The sequence below is a fragment of the Myxococcus sp. XM-1-1-1 genome (assembly GCF_020037095.1).
Taxonomy (GTDB): Bacteria; Myxococcota; Myxococcia; order Myxococcales; family Myxococcaceae; genus Myxococcus; species Myxococcus fulvus.
Genome location: NZ_JAIQDH010000015.1, coordinates 115,926 through 130,134, shown reverse-complemented (window position 1 = coordinate 130,134; position 14,209 = coordinate 115,926). Strand labels below are relative to the sequence as shown.

General features: G+C 70.6%; 12 protein-coding genes. 5 read left to right on the top strand and 7 right to left on the bottom strand.

The window, feature by feature from the left end:
• Positions 1-110: 110 nt before the first annotated feature.
• Entirely contained in the window at positions 111-332 is a 222-nt protein-coding gene (locus K8640_RS26535; RefSeq protein ID WP_046716643.1) for a DUF5683 domain-containing protein, read from the top strand.
• Between the two features lie 64 nt (positions 333-396).
• On the opposite strand, the gene K8640_RS26530 is transcribed toward K8640_RS26535, so the two are convergent.
• The 3 genes from K8640_RS26530 to K8640_RS26520 all read right to left on the bottom strand — a co-directional run bounded on the left by K8640_RS26530 (position 397) and on the right by K8640_RS26520 (position 2,733).
• A complete protein-coding gene (locus tag K8640_RS26530) occupies positions 397-1,269 on the bottom strand; it encodes a hypothetical protein (protein ID WP_223749618.1) in 873 nt (290 codons plus the stop codon).
• 233 nt (positions 1,270-1,502) lie between these two features.
• Entirely contained in the window at positions 1,503-2,057 is a 555-nt protein-coding gene (locus K8640_RS26525) for a hypothetical protein (RefSeq protein ID WP_223749617.1), read from the bottom strand.
• 73 nt (positions 2,058-2,130) lie between these two features.
• Positions 2,131-2,733 carry a putative glycolipid-binding domain-containing protein gene (locus K8640_RS26520; protein WP_223749616.1) on the bottom strand — a complete coding sequence of 201 codons (603 nt, stop codon included), beginning with the start codon at positions 2,731-2,733 and terminating at the stop codon, positions 2,131-2,133.
• A 145-nt stretch (positions 2,734-2,878) separates the two neighbouring features.
• Here K8640_RS26520 and K8640_RS26515 point away from each other — a divergent pair, with 145 nt between their 5' ends.
• Positions 2,879-3,640, top strand: a complete 762-nt coding sequence (locus tag K8640_RS26515; RefSeq protein WP_223749615.1) for a helix-turn-helix transcriptional regulator — start codon at positions 2,879-2,881, stop codon at positions 3,638-3,640.
• A 10-nt stretch (positions 3,641-3,650) separates the two neighbouring features.
• Here K8640_RS26515 and K8640_RS26510 read toward each other — a convergent pair whose 3' ends face one another.
• From K8640_RS26510 to K8640_RS26495, 4 genes are all read right to left on the bottom strand, one after another.
• Entirely contained in the window at positions 3,651-4,310 is a 660-nt protein-coding gene (locus K8640_RS26510; RefSeq protein ID WP_223749614.1) for an HAD family hydrolase, read from the bottom strand.
• 84 nt (positions 4,311-4,394) lie between these two features.
• Positions 4,395-4,976: a biopolymer transporter ExbD gene (locus K8640_RS26505; protein ID WP_046716647.1), complete on the bottom strand. Its 582-nt coding sequence runs from the start codon at positions 4,974-4,976 to the stop codon at positions 4,395-4,397.
• Between the two features lie 24 nt (positions 4,977-5,000).
• Entirely contained in the window at positions 5,001-5,489 is a 489-nt protein-coding gene (locus tag K8640_RS26500) for a biopolymer transporter ExbD (RefSeq protein WP_046716648.1), read from the bottom strand.
• A gap of 128 nt (positions 5,490-5,617) precedes the next feature.
• A complete protein-coding gene (locus tag K8640_RS26495) occupies positions 5,618-6,358 on the bottom strand; it encodes a MotA/TolQ/ExbB proton channel family protein (protein ID WP_046716649.1) in 741 nt (246 codons plus the stop codon).
• A 323-nt stretch (positions 6,359-6,681) separates the two neighbouring features.
• Here K8640_RS26495 and K8640_RS26490 point away from each other — a divergent pair, with 323 nt between their 5' ends.
• From K8640_RS26490 to K8640_RS26480, 3 genes are all read left to right on the top strand, one after another.
• Positions 6,682-7,560: a general secretion pathway protein GspE gene (locus K8640_RS26490; RefSeq protein WP_223749613.1), complete on the top strand. Its 879-nt coding sequence runs from the start codon at positions 6,682-6,684 to the stop codon at positions 7,558-7,560.
• 224 nt (positions 7,561-7,784) lie between these two features.
• Positions 7,785-9,089 (top strand): bifunctional methionine sulfoxide reductase B/A protein, encoded by a 1,305-nt coding sequence (locus K8640_RS26485; RefSeq protein ID WP_370640398.1) that lies wholly within the window; start codon positions 7,785-7,787, stop codon positions 9,087-9,089.
• A gap of 214 nt (positions 9,090-9,303) precedes the next feature.
• Positions 9,304-14,196 (top strand): hypothetical protein, encoded by a 4,893-nt coding sequence (locus K8640_RS26480; protein WP_223749612.1) that lies wholly within the window; start codon positions 9,304-9,306, stop codon positions 14,194-14,196.
• The last annotated feature ends 13 nt before the right edge of the window (positions 14,197-14,209 follow it).

Sequence of the window (14,209 nt, the reverse complement as noted above, 5' to 3'; positions counted from 1 at the left end):
CCTCGCCGCGCAGGGCAGCCAAGCGTCCAGGAGCCGATAGGTGGGATGCCCCTCCGGATGCAATGGCTCCGGCCGGCGCGCGTAGGGAAGAACAAGGAGGTACCAAGACGATGTCGCGTCCCGGAATCGCAGCCCTGTTGTCCTTCCTCATCCCAGGCGTCGGGCAGATCTACAACGGGGACATCCTGCGCGGTGTCTTCTGGCTCATCATCACCCCCGGCTTCTGGATTGGCACCGGCGGATGTCTCGGCTGGGTGTGCCACATCATCGCCGCGGCCACGGCCTACAACCGCGCGGAGGACAAGGAGAAGTACCGCGTCACCGTCGTCTGAACGGCGTGAGATGCGGGCTCGCGCGGGTCGGTCCAGGGGGAGGGCCGACCCGCGTTTCTTTTCGTCAGGACAGCAGCAGCAGGATGAACAGCGGAATCGCGCCGACGAGCAGCCCCACGCCGAGCGCCAGAACCTGCTGCACGAGGAACAGGTCCTCCAGCCGCTCCACGAGCGCGACCTGCAGCCGCTCGATGGCCAGCGACTCCAGCTCCCGCACCGCCGTGGCGCCATCCGGCGAGGCGACCACCGCGCGCACGGCGATGGCGCCCAGCACCCGGTAGGACTGCTCCATGAAGAAGCGCTCCAGCCCACCCAGTCGCGAGGCGACGGTGGACGGCGCCGAGGGCCCGCTCGCGCGCTCGGCCACCGACTCCTTGACGGCTCGGAGCAGCTCCTTGCGGCTGAGCGTGCCCTTGCTCTGCAGGCGCCCGGCGAGCTGCCGCGCCGCGGGCTTGATGACCGCGTAGAGGTAGCCCAGCCAGCCGCGCTTCTCCGCCTCCTCGCCGAGCCGGGAGGCGCCGCCGCGGAGCATCATCGCGTAGCCGCCCGTCACCGCGAGCGACAGGGGCATGAGCACCAGGCTCAGCATGTCCAGCCAGGGAGGCCCTCGCGCGCTCCCGAGCCAGAGCGGCGCCAGCACGAAGGCGAGGGCCAGCGCGAGGCCGACGCAACCGAAGATGAAGAACCCCTTGAGCGCGCCCCACAGCCCCGAGCCGAGGAGCGAGAACGTCACGCGCAGCACGGGCCACAGGTTCGAGAGGGCCGCGCTCACCGCGCTTCGACGTGGGCTCTTGGGAGCCGTCGCTGTCGGAGCGTCGCCGGGCGGCGCTTGCGCGGCGACCAGCTCGTTCAATGGCGCCGCCACTTCGCCGGAGGGAGCGGCGCTCTGTTCGGCGGCCTCGGCTCGCGCGCCCTCCGTCTTCGTCGCGGTGCTCACGTCACCCCCTCCCGGAGATGACGGCTCGTGCACGGCGGCTTCGCGGCGCATCGGACCCTCGCGAGCACGCCTCGTCCAACGGTCCACGCGGACCTGCGTCCGAGACGATGCTCCGCCAGCCCCCTCACCCCAGGCACGTGGCCCTGCTCCATCAAGCGATGCACCTCACGGCCCCATCGTAAAGGGTGGGGAGGGGCCGCGAAAGCCACCCGCCGTGAGGCGCCCCCTGCGACTCAGGTGCGATGGACGCGGCGGCGCGCGTGCATCTCCTGCGTGAGCCGATAGGTGGCACCGCCATCGTCCGACATGAAGCCCCGCCAGAGGAACGCGTCGTCGGTGACGGCGGTGAACATCCAGCGCAGCGGCTTGCCGTCCATATCCTTCCCCTCGATGTGGATTTCATCGCCGACGGGGCGACCAACGAGCGAGACGAGGTACCCCGCGGTGGCGCCCATCCACACGACACGCCAGGTGCCCTGCTCCGGGATGAAGTGCCGCAGCGATGTGCCGATGCGCCTCGCTCCCGCGGACGCATCGAGCCCCTCGGGGTTCGGATAGATGAGCACGTCCTGGATGACGCGTCCGTCCAGGACCCACGAGAAGGACCACTCGCCGGGCTGGCGGTAGGTCTGCCTCCCGGCGGCGTCGAAGAACGCGACGTCCACGTCCCAGGCGCCGATGAAGCGGCCGAACAAGGCGAGGGAATCCGCCAGCGCGGGCAAGGGTCCGTCCGCGCGCAGCAGCTCCAGCGCACGCTGCGAGAGCGGTGACTCGGGCTTCGACATCATGATGCACGTCTCCCATCAGGCACCGAAGTCGCTCGGCGCCCCTGTGAATGGCACTGCGTTGTCCGGGATGGACTCAGCGCGAAGCGGAGGACACGCGCACCCACGCGGGCGGATAGCGCGTCACCAGTCCGAGCTCATCCGTCTCCACCTCCGAGGTGAAGCGGCCACCGCCGCTCTCGTAGCGATAGCGCGTGGGGGACAGGCGCGTGTAGCGCTGCGGCAGCTTCTCGAGCGACAGGTCCGGCATGCGCACCCACGCCGCCGTCACGTCGCTGCCCTGCCCCACCTCCAGCGACAGCCTGCGGATGGGCAGCGTGTTCGTCGACGGAGAGAAGGCCAGGTCCACATCCGTGCAGCCCGCGAACTGGACCACCTCCTCGCGACCTCGCCACCAGCGCAGCCCCTCATCCACGCGCAGGTCCAGCGTCCGCGAGACACCCGCCCCTCGCAGCGCGACGTGGACCTGTCGCGTCCGCCACCGTGAGTCGCTCTCCACGGAGTACTCCGCGAGGAAGGGCGTCCCCTCCCGTGAGAGCACCACCGAGCCCGCCAGGGCCCAGCCATCAGCGAGCTCGTGCAGCTCCGCGTATTCGCCGCAGGGCTCGTCTTCGCGCGTCCATTGCCAGGCACGGACGCAGCGGCGCGAGGACTTCGAGAGAAGGTCCAGGTAGGTCATGGGGTAGCCCGTGGAAGAGAGACCACCCTAGGGAACAGCGGCGGCGCCGTCTTACACATCCTTGCTCCCACTGTTCGCGAGCACACGCGCACCGGACCGCTTGCCCGCGCCTCGGGCGACGCGCCATGTTCACGACATGCCGCGCATGCACGCCTCGCTCCTGTACAGCGCGCCGGACCTCCAGCTCGCCCGCGTCACCTGCGACGGACACGACAGCCCCAGGCCCCGGGAGGAAGGCGTGGACAGCGAGCGGCTCGTCCTCGCGCTGCACGGGCGCTTCCAGTACCGCGATTCGCGGACGCGGGCCGTGGTGTCCCCTGGCGTCGGACTGAGGCTCGGTCCCCAGCGGCCCTGTGAAATCCGCCATCCCCATGGCGGCGGCGACGCCTGCCTGTCCGTGAGAGGAGCGTGGCTGCGTCGCTGGTCGCACCCGGACGCGTCGACGCTCGCCGTGAGCGCCGAGGCCTATGTGCGCCTCCAGTCCCTCCTCCGCGAGGACCCCGTGGAGCGCGTCCAGGTGGAGGAGGCCCTGGGCCTCATCCTCACGCCCGGCGAGCGAGGCTCCACCACCGTGAGCCCGCGCGAGCGCGACATCGCTCACGCCATCGCACACGAGGCCGCGCTTCACTTCGACACGCGGGTCTCCGTCGAGACCCTGGCCGCGAGCGCGGGCGTCTCCCCGTTCCACGCCTGCCGCGTCTTCCGCAAGGTGACGGGGACCGGCATCCACCAGCACCTCCAGGAGGTGCGGCTGCGACACGCGCTCGCCCTCCTGCTGGACACCCGGCTGCCGCTCGCGGACGTGGCGCTGGAGGCGGGCTTCGCCAACCAGGGCCACCTGGGCAACGCCTTCCGCCGTCGCTACGGACAGTCACCGGGCGCCGCGAGGAGGACCCGGTCCGTCTGAACGCGTGACGTCAGCCCCGGGCCGAGCGAAGCGCCGCGAGCAGCTCCTCCGCCGTGGTCGCCACCGCGCGCGCGCCATTGCCGTGCAGCTCCGCCACGTCGCGGAAGCCCCACGTGACGCCCACGCCGTACATCCCCGCCGCGCGCGCCGTCAGCATGTCCACCGCCGTGTCCCCCACGAAGCCGCACACGCCCGCCTCGACCCCCAGCTCCGTCGCCATCCCCAGCACCGCCGTCGGGTCCGGCTTGCGCGGGATGCCGGGCCGCTCGCCATACACCCGGGCGAAGGGGAGCCCCGGCAACAGCCGCTCCACCAGCCGCTTCACGAAGCTGTCCGACTTGTTGCTCAGCACGCCCATCACCACGCCGTCCCGCGCGAGCGCGTCCAGCATCCCGGGGATGCCCGGGTAGGCCGCGGTCCGGTCGAAGAGGTGCTCGTCGTAGTACGCCCGATACGTCTCCAGCACCGGCGCCGCCTGGTCCTCGCGGCCCGCGGGCACCGCCCGGCGCGCCAGCTCCCTCACCCCCTCGCCGACGAAGCGGCGGTAGTCGGCCTCCGGATGCGTGGGCAGGCCATGGTGCGCGAGCGCATGGTTCATCGCGTCGGCGATGTCGCCCAGCGAGTCCACCAGGGTCCCATCGAGGTCGAAGAAGACGGCACGAAGCTGCATGGGATGAGGTCTCCAGACAAAACGAAAACGCCCCGGCCGCGGTGGGCCAGGGCGTTCGAGCAGACCGCTCGAGGATGCGCGTCGCTAGTGCGTGGCCGCCGCGGTGGCACCACCGTCCGAGGGCGCCACCGTCATCACCGCGAAGTTGATGTTGTTGTAGCCCGCCGTGGCGCAGCTGAACATCACCCGCTTGATGATGGCGTACTCCACATCCTTGTGCGCCTGGATGTTGATGTCGCCCTTGAACGTGTTGGCGTCGTCGTTCGCCATCGCGTGCAGGTCCTCGAACTGCTTCTTCATGTCCCGCAGCTTCTCCTCCAGCGCGGGGATGTTGAGGTACTCGTCCTTGGAGAAGTCCTCCACGCGTCCGACGATGGTGCCGGAGACGCTGACCTGGTCGCCGGAGACCATGACGACGGGGTGCATCTCCACCTCGGCGACGTTGACCGCCTCGGGCAGCTGGATGTCCTTGGTCATCATCAGCACCTCGCCCGTCGCGGAGAAGTTCGCGATGAGGAAGAGCACGATGATGACGAACATGTCGACCAGCGGCGTGATGAGGAGGTCGGCGTAGCCGCTGCGCTTGCCGTGCGCGCCGCCGTGTCCGAACACCTTGGAGTGCTGGAGGCGCTTGCCGTACCGCTTGCCTGGAACCTTGATGGCCATGACTGGGTGTGGCTCCGTGCTCGGCTAGCCCATCGCCGCGGACACCGACACCTGGGGCAACCCAGAGCCGATGCACTCGTCGATGATGCGGACCAGGTCCTCGTAGCGGACCTTGTCCTCGGGCTGAAGGGTGATGGCCGTCTGGTCCGGCAGCTGCGCCTTCAACTCCTTGAAGCGCGCCACCAGCTTGGACAGGTCCGTCTTCCCCTTGCCGTCCTTGGTGAGGGGGATGGGGTCGAACGTGCTCTGGTCCGCCGACAGCCGAAGCTCCGTCGGGGTGATGAGCAGCGTCAACTGAACCGTCTTGGTCTCCGTCGGGGGCGGCTCCTCCTCCGTGGAGGGACCTCCCGCCTGGGACACCTGGAGACGACCGATCTGGGTCCAGACGGCCGTCATGATGAGGAAGCTGATGGTCACTGCCATCAGATCGATGAAAGCGGTCAGGTTGATGGCGGTATCGAGCGGCTTCTTGCCGCCCTTGCCACCTTGACCTGTGTCCATTCCGCCGGCCATGGCGTTCTCCTCCTAAGGCCCCGCGCGGTGAGGCGCGGCAAGAGACTGAAAGGGGCGCGCCGCACGTCCCCACTCATGGGGACAGGACAGCGCGCCCGGGTCGCGGGTTCCCGAGCGGGAGGCCCGACTCAGTCGTCGTGGTGGTCCCGAGCGGCGGGGACGTTCAGGTTCTTGAACTTGTCCTTGTTCGCCACGATGAGGTTGAGCACGGAGACGCTGGTCTCGTTGATGTCGTTGACCAGCGACTGGGTGCGACCCATCAGCACGGAGAAGGCGATGAGGCAGGGAATCGCCGTCACCAGCCCGAAGCCCGTGCAGTTCATGGCCTCGGAGATGCCGTTGGCGAGAATGGTCGCCTTGTCGGCCGGGTTCACGTTGGCCACGGCCTCGAAGCAGGAGATGAGACCCGACACGGTGCCGAGCAGACCGGCGAGCATCGCCGCGTTGCCGAGCATCGCGAGGTAGCCGGAGCGGGCCTCCAGGCGGGGCGTCTCGCGCAGGGTGGCCTCGTCGAGCGCCGCCTGCACTTCGTCCTGGCCCTTCGGGACGTTCATCAGACCGGCCTTGATGACGCTGGTCAGCGGCGTGGACTTCTGCCCCGCCACGTAGTTGATGGCCTTGTCCAGGTCACCCGCGTAGATGTGCTTCTTGAGGCCGCGCAGGAAGGCTTCCTTGTTGATGGAGGCCTTGCCGAACAGCACGATGGTGCGCTCGACCATGATGGACAGCGCCACCACGAGACACGCGGCGATGGGGTACATACCCCACTGACCGGCCTCCCAGCGCTTGGCAATCTCTTCGAAGAAGCCCCGCTCGGGGCCCCCCGCGTTGGCGAGCACGGCCAGATTCGTCAAAAACCCCAGGTTCATCGCGTCTTGCCTCCACGGCGGCTCGGCCCGGCGCTCCGGACCTTCCAGAACCTGTCGCCCCCCCGGGCGTGCGCCCCAGTGATTGGGCGGCAGGAATGGATGTTGAAAACGGTGGTGCCGACTTTAGGAATGGCTGTCTGGGGTGTCAAGGCAGGGGGCCCGGCGTTAAGTGCTGAAATCTCACAGGAATTTTGCGCTGGAGTACCCCTTGCCAGCATGGACTCCAGGCAGCAATGCGGGCCATTTCCGGGGGCTTCCCAAGAACGAGCGGTTGTGTCTGCGGGCGCTTGGGCGCCTGGGGGCCGCGTGGTAATGCCGGCGCCATGGCGAGGAAGCGCATTGGCGAGCTGCTCCTGGAGCAGCGGGCGATCAGCGTCGCGCAGCTCGAGGCGGGGCTTTCGGCCCATCGGAAATCGGGCCAGCGGTTGGGAGCCACACTCATCGCGCAGGGGGCGATCACCGAGGCGACGCTCGCGGGGGCGCTGAGCCAGGCCCTGGGGATGCCGCAGGTGGACCTGGCGGCGGTGACTCCGGAGTGGGCGGCGGTGCACATGCTGCGCGCCAGGTTCTGCGAGCAGCACGACCTGTTCCCCATCGCGTTGGAGAGCGTGGGCGGGCGCCGTCAGCTCGTGGTCGCGATGAGTGATCCACTCAACGTGCCGGCGGTGGAGGAGATTGAGTTCACCACGGGACTGAAGGTCAGCGTGCGCGTGGCGGCGCTGTCGGCCGTGCGTGGCGCCATCCTGCGCTACTACCACAAGGTGCCGGTGGCGACCGCGAGCGGCACGGCGGCGGCGGCCCCGCCCCGGCCCGCCCCCGCGGCGCGTCCGCGTCCGGCGGTGCCCGCGAAGCCCGCGCCGGTCACGCCCGAGGAGGATGACGAGGAGGTCATCGTCGGCGAGGAGCTTCCTCCGGGTGAGACGACCCAGCGCACGTCGCTGGCCGAGTTGATCCGCACGCGGGAGGAGCAGCGCAAGCAGAAGCGCGAGCAGTCCGCGGCGAAGCCCAAGCCCGCCTCGGGCGGCGGCGTGCTCGATGATCTGGACTATCTGTTCGGCCAGGCGCGCGAGGACCCGGACCGCGTCGAGGAGCTGGAGCGGAAGTTCTGGGCGCTGATGCGCATCATGGCGCGCAAGGGCCTGCTCACGAACGAGGAGTTCAGCCGCGAGCTGGACGACGAGGACAAGCCGCAGGAAGGCTGAGCCTCGTCGTCGTTCCGGGGTGCTGGCGCGGGCGTCGCGACAGCGCTCATCCGCGCCTCGCGGGACTGCCCTCGAGACGCCGACATCCCGCATCGAGGGCGACGTGCGTGTCGGGGAGCGCGGCGGGCTCGAAACGACCGCGGTATCACGTGAGCCTCGAAGCGCGGCGCCACGGCCGGTCCTCCCTCGACTCCTGCAGGATTGGCGACGTGTCTTTCGCGGGCATGCGTGGCGCGGCGGGCTCGGTCGTCCGCCGGCTATCCGGGGCGCCCGCGACACAAGTGTCACCGCGGCTGAAACCGACTTCGGGGCCCGCGCGTAAGAGAACAGAACCCCCGCGCGTCGCGGCGTCACCGGAAGAGGTCTGCGCCATGTCGTCCACCTTCGTCGTCACCTCGCGTCGCGCTTCAGCAAGCGCCTCGCGGAGCCTGTGGTTATGCATGGCGTTCGCGGTGTTCGCGGCGTGCACCCAGGCGAGCGGCGCGGCCTCGGGAGGCGGCGCGCTCGAGTCGGGGACGCTCGCGGTGGCGAAGGACACCCGCCGCTACGAGAAGCCCTCGGACGCGGAGCTGCGCCGCACGCTCTCCCCTGTCGCGTACCAGGTGACGCAGGAGTCGGCGACCGAGCCACCGTTCCGCAACGCGTACTGGAACCACCACGAAGAGGGGCTCTACGTCGACGTCGTCACCGGAGAGCCGCTGTTCTCCTCGCGCGACAAGTTCGACTCGGGCACGGGCTGGCCCAGCTTCACCAAGCCCGTGGACACCGCCCGCGTCGTCGAGAAGCGCGACGAGAGCCTGGGCATGGTGCGCGTCGAGGTCCGCTCGAAGGCCGGCGACTCGCACCTGGGACACCTGTTCGATGACGGCCCGCGCCCCTCGGGGCAGCGCTACTGCATCAACTCCGCGTCGCTGCGCTTCGTGTCCGTGAACGATTTGGAGAAGCAGGGGTACGGCGAGTGGCTCGCGCTGTTCGGTCGCAAGCCCACGAGCGCCGCGGCGCCGAAGGTCGACGTGGGCAAGGCGCTGGCCGCGTCCGGTGTCACCGAGACGGCGCTGCTCGCGGGTGGCTGCTTCTGGGGGATGGAGGACCTGCTGCGCAAGATTCCGGGCGTGCTCCAGACGGACGTCGGCTACACGGGGGGCTCGCTGGAGCGGCCCACGTATCAAGACGTGAGCACGGGCAGGACGGGACACGCCGAGTCGGTGCGCGTGGTGTTCGACCCCAAGGTGCTCAGCTACGAGACGCTGCTGGAGCAGTGGTTCTTCCGCATGCACGACCCGACGACGCTCAACCGCCAGGGCAATGACGTGGGCACGCAGTACCGCTCCGCCCTCTTCGTGCTCTCCGACAGGCAGTGGCAGGTGGCCGAGGCCGTGAAGGCCCGCGTCGATGCCTCCGGGAAGTGGAAGCGCCCCGTCGTCACGCAAATCGTCCGCGCCGGTGAGTTCACCCCCGCCGAGGCCTACCACCAGGACTACCTGGTGAAGAATCCAGGCGGATACACCTGCCATTACATGAGGGACTGAGAAACCCCGCGCCCTCGAGGCCGCTCGTACGCCCCAGAGATGGGGAAAGCGTGAGAGCACTTCGCGACTCAGGCTGGATGTTTCATGACCCGCCGAGCAGGCGCAGCGAGGTGGGTGTGAGTGCGGCTATGCTGGGTGGATGATCTGCCCAGTCTGCGCGCGACTTCGCGACGGGGCATCGGGGGAGTCATGCCAGGAATGTGGCAACGCCCTCGTGCCCGTCACCGAGCCGCACTTCGAGGCCCTCGTCAAGACGACGCTGTGGCGACACATCGCGTCCTGGCGCGACGGCGCGCTCATCGATGAGTCGACCGCGCTGCGGCTCGAAGGAACGCTGACGCCGGTCATCGCCGAGCCCGCGGTCGTCACCGCGCCGGAAGTCGTCCCCGTCGAGCCCGTCGCGCCGCCGCTGGACCCCGCCGCGCGCGTGGAGGCCTGGGCGGACGGTGTCGCCGCGTCGGTGCGAGGCGCGGAGGGTTGGACGTGGGGATGGGCCGGAGCGCTCGCGCGCTCGTTGGACAACGCGGCGAAGGAGGAGCGTGAGCAGGCCGCTCGCCGCAAGCACGGGGACCGCGACGCGAGCGAGGACGACCTGGGCTCCGCGCTGGGCTCGGGACAGTCGCTCTTCGCGCGGGAGGCCTCTGGAGCGCTGGGCGGCGGGCTGGAGGCGATGGTCGCGCTGGATGCGGAGCCCGCGAGCTCGGCCCGGCTCAATGATTTCATCTGGTGGTTCCTCGGCGCCGTGCTGGTGCTGGGCGGCTCGCTCATGGGCGTGCGCGAGGCCTGGCAGGCGTTGGGCGGCGTGCCCCGGCAGCTCCTCGTGACGGGCGCGCTGTGGGGCTACCACGCGGCCTTCATCGGGCTGGGGGTGTTCCTGTCACGCCGCTCGTTGCCCGTGGGCCGCGTGCTGTCGGGCATCGGGCTCGCGCTGCTGCCCGTGGCCTTCATCGCGATGTCCTCGCTCGTGGGCCTGTCGCTGACGGTGGGCATTCCGGTGGCGCTCGGAGTCACGGCCATTGGACTGGTGCCGCTGCGCTCCGCGGGCCGGTTGCTGTACGGGACGTCCGCGTCGGCGCTCGCGCTGGCCCTGTTCCCGTCGCTGCTCGCGGGACTGCCGTTGATGGGGCTCGACGATGCGCCGTGGGCGCGTGTGCTCTGCGCGTCGGTGGGCGTGGTGGCCCTGGGCGCCACGCTGTGGCGAGGGCGGGCCGCGAAGGACGCGAGCACGGTGCTGGTGTCCGCCTGCGCCGCGCTCCATGGCGCGCTCTGGCTGGCGGTGTTCGCCGTGGCGAGCGCGCCCTCGGGCTTCGACGCGATGGAGCCGGGCGGCGCGCTGTTCGCGGGCATGACGCTCTGGACGCAGGGGCTCGCCACGGTGCTCGCGCTGGCCGCGACCACGGAGTTCGCGCGCGGGACGCATCCGCGACTGAGCGCGGTGGTCGAGACGGTGGCACACGCGGTGCTGTCCGCCGGGGCGCTCGCGGGCGCGCTGGGTGCGTTCACCCTGGGCGCCGGAGATGATGTTCAGGTCGCCGCCGCATCGGCGCTCGCGCCCGTGGTGGCCGCGGGAGTCTTCTTCCTGCTCGAGTCGCGACGTCGGGCCCTGGTCCATCCCGCGGTCATGGCCACGCTGCTGGCGGGTGTGCTGGTGGCGCGTGTCGTGGCGCCCACGGATGCGGGCTGGTGGGTGTTCGGCGGCGCCGTGGCCGCGTCCGGGTTGATGTTCGCTTCACGCAGGTTCGCGGCGGCGATGCTGAGCATCAAGCTGCTGACGTGGAGCCTCGTCGCCACGGTGGCGTCGATGCCGCTGGTGGCGCGCTTCGAGGGAGAGAGCACGCCGTGGCCGCGCGTCCTGACGGGGCTGTGCATCGCCCTGGTCGCGCATGTCACGGGCGGCTGGCGCTGGCGCGCGCTGCATTACCTGGGAGGCCTGGCCGCGCTCTTCGGCGCGCTGGCCTTCGTGGATGGAACCCCGGAGCTGACGGGAGAGTGGAGCCGCCTGGCGGTCTTCGCGCTGCTGGCCACGCTTTACGGCGTCGTGGGGCACGTGCAGCTCGCGTGGGCGAAGCCGGCGGCTCCGCGCGACGCGTTGTTGCCACTGGATGACCTCTCGATGGTGCTGGCCTCGGCGGGCGTGGTGCTGTCCGTCGCCGTCTCGCCGGTGGTCCCCGAGCTGCTCTCGGGACTGCCCGGCACGGCGTGGCTCGCGCTGCCCACGGCGTGGGCGTCCGCGTGGTTGCTCCTGCGAGCGCGGCGGGATGAAACCCGGCTGGTCACCCTCCTGGCGGCGCTGGGTGTCTCGCTCGTCGTGTCGCAGGTGCTGGGGACCACGTGGGACTTCCAGTCGGCGCGGGCGGCGCTCGTCGCCGCGTCCGTGGCGTTCGGCTTCGCCGTCTTCGCGGCCCTGCGTCCTCGCGTGCCCGTGGTGACCGACGGGACGCCGCCCGTGCGCGGCTTCTGGGGACGGAAGGTGTTCGACCTGGTCCCCCTCCCCCTGGGAGCGCGAGGGCTGTCGCTCTACACGGACGGCTTCGCGACGGTGGCGCTGGCCCAGGCCATCATCGCGACCCTCACGTTGGCCCACTGGCTGACGCTGCCCTCCGACGCGGAGCGCGCGCTGTGCCTGCTCGCGGGAGGGATGCTCGCCGCGGTGGCGCTGCTGGCCTTCGTGTCGCGTGGGTTCGTGGACTGGCAGCTGCGCGGCACGGTGGTGGCGCTGGCGGCGATGGGTGGCTTCATCGCGCTGACGGCCATCATCAACCGCGCGGGTCGTCCGTTGCCTCCGGACATCGTGGCGATGCGCCATCCGCTCGTCGGAATCGCGCTGTGGGGTATTGCGCTGGCGACGCGGCGCTTCGGGCCGTGGGTGGCGGCGCGACTGGAGAAGCCCTCTCACGGGCCGCACTACCATCTGGTGCCCCACGCGGGCGTGCTGGCGCTGGTGTTCGTCCTGCTCAAGGGCGCGGTGCTCGTCGGCCTGCCGGACCCGTCTCGCGCGCTGGGCATCATCCCGCCGCTGATGGTGCTGGGCGCGGCGATGCTGATGTTGTTGCTCGCGCGCTCGTTCCGCTCGGTGCCGCTGGCGAACGTGGGGCTGTACCTGGGGATTCCAGGGGCTGCGCTCTGGGCGGCACGGCAGTCGCTGCTGGGGCCGTCGCTCGTGTCGCTGGCGCCACCGGATGGACAGTGGGTGCGAGCGGGCGCGGAGGGCTACCACTGGCTCCAGGAAGGCGCGTGGCTTTCGCCCGGGGACACGCTGTTCCTGCTGTGGCAGCGCGCGTTCGTGGGTATCGCGGCCGTGGGGCTCGTCTACGCCGCGGCCTCGATTCGTGGGCTGCCCGAGTCCTTCCGGCACCTGCTGCACCGTCGCGCGGTCACCACGGTGGTGCTCGTCAGTCTGGCGGCGCTCTTCCAGCCCGGGCTGACGGCGGCGGGGCTGGTCTTCGCCACGGGCGTGGTGCTGTTCGTCGGCGGGGCACGGACGAAGGGGCGCGGCGTCCTGGGAGTGAGCGTCCTCTTGCTGGTGCACGCCGCGGCGCATCGCGTGCCCATCGTCGAGGCGTGGCCGGGTCCGGTGCTCGCGCTGGTGGGGCTGCTCGTGGTGACGGTGGGGCCCTGGGTGGTGGCGCGGCGTGGGATGCCCGAGGGACCGGCACGAGTCCGCATCCAGCAGGCCATGATGGTCTACCTGGCGGCCGGTGGGCTGTACGCGCTGGCGGTGAACGGTGACACGTCGCCGACGTTCGCGGCGCTCAACCTCCTGGGAGAGGTGCTCATCGGCCTGGGGGGGACGTGGATGGTGTCACCGGCCTTCGCGGTGACGCTGGCGCTGTCCTCGGCGGCGGTGATGGTGGCGGCGCTCCGCTGGAAGGGTTCGTTCGCGTCACTCGTCGCGGCGATGGCGACGGGGATGATGGGGGCCACGGTGGTGGCCTCGGTGATGACGTTCTTCACCATCCGCGCGAGCCTGTCGGGCCCCTGGCTTCGCTATGACGACCTGTTCTCGGTGCATGGCGCGGCGCTGGCGCTCGCGGCCGCGGGAGCGGTGGCGGCGATGCAGGCGGCGCAGCGGTGGGCGCGGACGCGGCGGCTGGACATCGCGGGCGGGATGACGTGGGGGCGCGACGGGTGGCTGGTGACGAGCGGGCTGATGCTCACGCTCTTCGCCGTGGTGGGGCAGCCGTCCGACGAGGCGCTGAGGCTGGCCATCGCGGCCATCGGCCTGTCGGTGCTGGTGGCGCTGCACTGCGCCTGGGTGGAGCACACGGGGCGGCACGTTTACTTCGTGCAGCTCGCGGTGGTGGGCGTGTACGCGATGGTGCGGGCGCTGTACGCCTCCGGACTTCGGGCCGAGCACGACGCGCTCTTCGCGCTGGCGCTGGGCTTCGTGTTGGTGGGCGTGACGGTGATGGCGCGGCGCGCGGGGGTGAAGCCGGTGGAGGCGGCGACGCGCAGGTTCGCGGCGCTCTTGCCCATCGGCATGGCGATGGTGTTGCCGGGAGAGGCGACGCGGGAGGCGGCGCTGCTCGCGGGAGGCTCGGGCCTGTTGTACGCGGCGCTGGGGGCGGTGGAGCGCAGTCGGATGTTCGGTGCCTTCGCGGCGGCGGCGTGCAACCTGGCGCTGCTCATCGCGGCGCTGGCCTTCGGACTGGAGGGGCTGGAGATCTACCTGGCGCCGCTGGGGTTGTTGCTGCTGATGCTGGGGCAGCTCTTCACGGAGAGCCTGCCGCACGCGGCGCGCAACACGGTGCGCATCCTGGGCGGGATGCTCCTGTACGTGCCGGCCGCGTCGAAGCTGGCGATGAGCGTGGGCCAGTCGCCGGACGGGACGTATGCGCTCGTCTTCGGAGGCGTGTGCCTGTTGGGCGTCGTGGTGGGCATGGCGCTGCAGATTCGCGCGTACCTGGCGCTGGGCACGCTGTTCCTCACGCTGGACGTGGTGGCGAACCTGCTCGACGCGGGCCTGAGGGACCATCGCATCGGCTTCCTGGTGATGACACTCGCGGGCCTCACGCTCATCGGCGGTCGCATCCTGACGACGATGAAGCGTCAGGAGTGGGAGCTGCTGGTGCGCAAGGTCCGCGTGGAGCTGCGCGGCTGGGACTGAGCAAAGGCGGCCG